This is a genomic window from Arhodomonas sp. KWT (genome assembly GCF_010993615.1).
The window spans coordinates 1-5,168 of sequence record NZ_WNXE01000133.1; the positions used below are offsets into that span (position 1 = coordinate 1).

3 protein-coding genes are annotated in these 5,168 nt (G+C 70.0%); all 3 read right to left on the minus strand.

Translation table 11 applies throughout. The annotated features are described in order from the left end of the window. Positions 1–70 precede the first annotated feature (70 nt). Positions 71–1,027 carry an acetyl-CoA carboxylase carboxyltransferase subunit alpha gene (locus G7A99_RS14720; protein WP_163141456.1) on the minus strand — a complete coding sequence of 319 codons (957 nt, stop codon included), beginning with the start codon at positions 1,025–1,027 and terminating at the stop codon, positions 71–73. A 111-nt stretch (positions 1,028–1,138) separates the two neighbouring features. Beyond that, positions 1,139–4,681 carry a DNA polymerase III subunit alpha gene (gene dnaE, locus G7A99_RS14725; protein ID WP_163141459.1) on the minus strand — a complete coding sequence of 1,181 codons (3,543 nt, stop codon included), beginning with the start codon at positions 4,679–4,681 and terminating at the stop codon, positions 1,139–1,141. Between the two features lie 48 nt (positions 4,682–4,729). Beyond that, positions 4,730–5,168 (minus strand): ribonuclease HII (locus tag G7A99_RS14730; RefSeq protein ID WP_163141462.1); only part of this gene is annotated, 439 nt, incomplete at its 5' end.

The window sequence follows — 5,168 nt, forward strand, 5'->3', positions numbered from 1 at the left end:
GAGGGGGCAATCCCCGACGAGCCGGCGGACCGCCTCGGCAAAGACGTCCGGCCCGAGCGGGATCACGGGATCACTCGCGGAAGCGGCCCAGCCCCATGAGCCGCTCGTAGCGCTGCGCCACCAGGTCCTCGGTGGACAGCCCCCGCAGCGTGGAGAGCTGCTCGTGGAGCACGCCGTCGAGGGCCTGAGCGGCGGCGCTCCAGTCGCGGTGGACGCCGCCCAGCGGTTCGGTGATCACCTCGTCCACCAGGCCGAGCTCACGCAGGCGTTCGGCGTTGATGCCCATGGCCTCGGCGGCGGCGGGGGCCTGCTCGGAGTCCTTCCACAGGATAGAGGCGCAGCCCTCCGGGGAGATCACCGAGTAGGTGCTGTACTGGAGCATCAGCACGCGATCGCCCACGCCGATGGCAAGCGCGCCGCCGGAGCCACCCTCGCCGATGACGGTGCACACGATGGGCGTGCGCAGCCGCGACATGACCTGCAGGTTGTGGGCGATGGCCTCGCTCTGGCCACGCTCCTCCGCGTCCACGCCGGGATACGCCCCCGGGGTGTCGATGAAGGTGAGCACCGGCATGCGGAAACGCTCGGCCATCTCCATGAGGCGCTCCGCCTTGCGGTAGCCCTCCGGCCGCGGCATGCCGAAGTTGCGGCGGATCTTCTCGCGGGTGTCGCGGCCCTTCTGCTGGCCGATCACCATCACCGGCTCGCCGCGATAGCGCGCGAGCCCGCCGACGATGGCGGGGTCGTCGGCAAAGCTGCGGTCGCCGTGGAGCTCCTCGAAATCGGTGAACAGCCGCTCGGCGTAGTCGAGGGTGTAGGGGCGCTGCGGATGGCGGGCAAGCTGGGCGATCTGCCAGGGGGTCAGGCTGGAGAAGATCTGCTCGGTGAGCTGCCGGCTCTTCGCCTGGAGCCGCGCGATCTCCTCGCTGATGTTCACATCGGCGTCGTCGCCGACGTAGCGCAGTTCCTCGATCTTGGCCTCGAGCTCTGCAATGGGACGCTCGAATTCGAGAAAATTCAGACTCATCGCTGCCCGTTCCGCAACACTGCCGACACAAGGCGCACGACTATAACACGCCAGCGCCGGCGGCGGAGGCATGGCGATTCACAGCATCGCCATGCCCTGCGGCACCGTGGCTCAATACTCCACGCGGACGGCGCCCTCGCCCGTCAGCCCGCCGAGACGGCGGAGCAGCTCGTCGGTGGGCCGCACGCGCCACTGCTCGCCGAGCCGGATCGCGGCCCGGGCATCGTTGCCGTGGTAGTCCACCACAACCGGGCATTTTCCGTCGCGATAGGCGCTCAGGGTGTCGCGCAGGGCCGGCACGAAGCCATTGCCGGCACCGGCGGCGTCGACACCGAGCACCAGCCGGCGGGCGAAGCGCTCGCGGGCCTCGCCGATGTCCATGACCGTCTCCGCGGAAACACGGTAACCGTCACTGAACTCGTCGTAGCCGAGATCGCCCTGCACCACCAGCAGCGCATCCTTGACCAGCAGGTGGCGGAAGCGCTCGTAGGTCTCCGGGAAGAGCACCGCCTCCAGCCGCGCGGTGCGGTCGTCCAGGGTGAGTGCGGCCAGGCGCCCGCCGGACTGCGTCACGCGCACGCGCATGCCCACCAGCAGCCCGGCCACGGTGACGCGGTTCTCCCCGGAGCGGCGCCGGCCGCCGCCGTTGCCATTGCCGGTAGCGGTGGCGGTGACGCCGTTGCCGGTGGCCAGCTGGTTGAGCCGGCCGGTGACGAAGGAGCGGATGTCCGGCTCGTACTGCTCGATGGGGTGGCCGGTGAGGTAGAGCCCCAGGATCTCCTTCTCCGCGGCGAGGCGCTCCTGCTCCTCCCATTCGGGCTGCGGCGGGCGCGGGACGGCCACCGCGGCCTCGCTGTCACCGCCGGAGCCGCCGAGGCCGAAGAGGTCGTCCTGGCCGGTGGCGGCATTGCGGCTGGTCTGCTCCGCGGCCTGCAGCGCCTCGGGGAGATAGTGCATGGCCGTCGCCCGGTTCTCGCAGATGCTGTCCAGGCTGCCGGAGCGGATCAGCGCCTCGATCACGCGCTTGTTCAGCCGCCGCAGGTCGACGCGGGCGCACAGGTCGAAGAGGTCCTCGAAGGGGCCGTTGGCCTCGCGCTCGGCGATCAGGCCCTCGATGGCGGCGTGGCCGACGCCCTTCACCGCGCCCAGGCCGTAGACGATGGTGCGGTCGTCGCGGGCACGGAACATCCAGTCCGAGCGGTTGACGTCCGGCGGCTCCACGGACAGGCCCATGGAGCGGCACTCCTCGATGAAGGTCACCACCTTGTCGGTGTTATCCATGTCCGAGGACAGCACCGCCGCCATGAACGGCGCCGGCTCGTGGGCCTTGAGCCACGCGGTCTGGTAGGAGAGCAGCGCGTACGCGGCGGAGTGGGACTTGTTGAAGCCGTAGCCAGCGAACTTCTCCATCAGGTCGAAGATCGCCTCGGCGTGGTCGTGGGACAGGCCGCGCTCGGTCGCCCCCGCCATGAACAGCTCGCGCTGCTTGGCCATCTCGGAGGCCTTCTTCTTGCCCATGGCGCGGCGCAGCAGGTCGGCACCGCCGAGACTGTAGCCGGCGAGCACCTGGGCGATACGCTGGACCTGCTCCTGGTAGAGGATGACACCGTAGGTGGGCTTGAGGATCGGCTCCAGGTCGTCGTGGTGGAGCTCGGCGGTGGGATACGCCACCGGCGTGCGCCCGTGCTTGCGGTCGATGAAGTCCTCGACCATGCCGGACTGCAGCGGGCCGGGGCGGAACAGGGCCACCAGCGCGACGATGTCCTCGAAACTGTCCGGCTGCAGCCGCCGGATGAGGTCCTTCATGCCCCGGGACTCGAGCTGGAAGACCGCCGTGGTCTTGCACGCCTTGAGCAGGTCAAAGCTGTCACGGTCGTTCAGCGGGATGGCGGAGATGTCCAGCGCCGCCTCGCCGCGCTCGGCGCGGATGGCGTTCACCGCCTTCACCGTCCAGTCGATGATGGTGAGCGTGCGCAGGCCAAGGAAGTCGAACTTCACCAGGCCCACGGCCTCGACGTCGTCCTTGTCGTACTGGGTGGCGAGACCGCCGCCACCGGGCTCGCAGTACAGCGGCGCGAAGTCGGTGAGCGCGGAGGGCGCAATCACCACGCCGCCGGCGTGCTTGCCGACGTTGCGCGACATGCCCTCGAGCTTGCGCGCCATGTCGATGAGGGTCTGGACCTCCTCGTCGTCGTTGTAGAGGTTCCGGAGGTCCTCCTCCTGCTCCAGCGCCTTGTCGAGGGTCATGCCCAGCTCGAAGGGCACGAGCTTGGCGATACGGTCCACGTAGCCGTAGGGATGGCCGAGCACGCGACCGACGTCGCGCACGACCGCGCGCGCGGCCATAGTGCCGTGGGTGGCGATCTGCGAGACCTTGTCGCGGCCGTACTTCTCGGCGACGTACTCGATCACCGCATCGCGCTTCTCCATGCAGAAGTCGACGTCGAAGTCGGGCATGGACACGCGCTCGGGGTTGAGGAAGCGCTCGAAGAGCAGGTCGTAGCGCAGCGGGTCGAGGTCGGTGATGTCCAGTGCGTAGGCCACCAGGGAGCCGGCACCGGAGCCACGCCCCGGCCCCACCGGGATGTCGTTCTCCTTCGCCCAACGGATGAAGTCGGCGACGATGAGGAAGTAGCCGGGGAAACCCATCTGCTCGATCACGCCGAGCTCGTGCCTCAGCCGCGACTCGTAGCGCTCCCGGGTCGCCGCCGGGTCCGGGTCGTCCGCGGTGATGATCCGCTCCAGGCGCCGCTCGAGCCCCTGCCGCGCCTCGGCGGCGAGGTACTCGTCGATGCTCATGCCCTCGGGCACCGGGAACTCCGGCAGGACGTTCTGATCGAGAGTCAGCGTCAGGTTGCAGCGCCGGGCGATCTCGACGGTGTTCTCGATGGCCTCGGGGATGTCGGCGAACTGTTCGGCCATCTCCTCCGGCGTGCGCAGGTACTGCTCCGGGCTGTAGTGCCGCGGCCGGCGCTTGTCGTCGAGGGTCCGGCCGTCGTGGATACACACCCGGGCCTCGTGGGCCTCGAAGTCCCCCACCTCCAGGAAGCGCACGTCGTTGGTCGCCACCACCGGCGTACCGGTCTCCGCGGCGAGGGCCACCGCGGCGTGGACGTGATCCTCGTCACCGGGGCGGCCGGTGCGCTGGAGCTCCAGGTAGTAACGCCCGGGGAAGTGCTCCTGCCAGAAGGCCAGCCGCTCACGTGCCTCGTCGTCATGGCCGGCGAGCAGCGAACGTCCGACGTCGCCCTCGCGGCCGCCGGAGAGCACGATCAGGCCCTCCGGCCAGCGCGCCAGCCAGTCGCGCTCCACCAGCGGGATGCCGCTGTCCTGGCCGTGGAGATAGCTCTCGGTGAGCAGCCGTGTGAGCGAACCGTAGCCGGCGTCCGTGGCGCACAGCAGCGTCGCCCGGGCATGTCCCTCCGGCGACGCCGGATCAGCGATGCGGATGTCCGCGCCGATGATCGGCTTCACCCCGGCCGCCAGCGCCGCCTGGTAGAACTTCACCATGCCGAAGAGATTGCCCTGGTCGGTGATGGCCACCGCGGGCATACCGGCGTTCGCACAGGCCTCCATCAGCGGCTTGATGCGGACCACGCCGTCGATGAGCGAGAACTCGGTGTGCAGGTGCAGGTGTACGAAGCGCGCAGTCATCGGTCGGTCGACCTCGTTGGGGCATGTCGTGCGGGGCGCAGGGCCCCCTCAGAGTGTACTGCCGGTGGTGTCCCGGACCAATCGTTCCGCCGCCTCGCGGACCGGGCGGAACGAGTGGCGGTGCAGCGGACAGGGCCCGAGCCGGGCCAGCGCGGCGAGATGCTCGCGGGTGCCGTAGCCCTTATGCCGGGCAAAGCCGTAGCCGGGATGGGCCTCCTCCAGCGCCACCATCTCCGCATCCCGCGCCTGCTTGGCGAGGATGGAGGCCGCAGCGATGGCGGGGACGCCGGCGTCGCCACCGACGACCGGCTCCGCCGGGCAGTCCAGCGGCGGGCACTCGCGGCCGTCCACCAGGGCGAAATCCGCCGGCGGGCTCAGCGCCGCCAGGGCGCGACGCATGGCGAGGAAGGTCGCCTCGCGGATGTTGAGCGTGTCGATCTCGCCGACCTCGGCACGGCCCAGCCCCCAGGCCAGGGCCTCGCCGCGG

Bases quoted from the DNA above. Each gene is read 5' to 3' on its own strand.
- G7A99_RS14720 (WP_163141456.1), bottom strand. From the start codon at position 1,027: ATGAGTCTGAATTTTCTCGAATTCGAGCGTCCCATTGCAGAGCTCGAG.
- dnaE (WP_163141459.1), bottom strand. From the start codon at position 4,681: ATGACTGCGCGCTTCGTACACCTGCACCTGCACACCGAGTTCTCGCTC.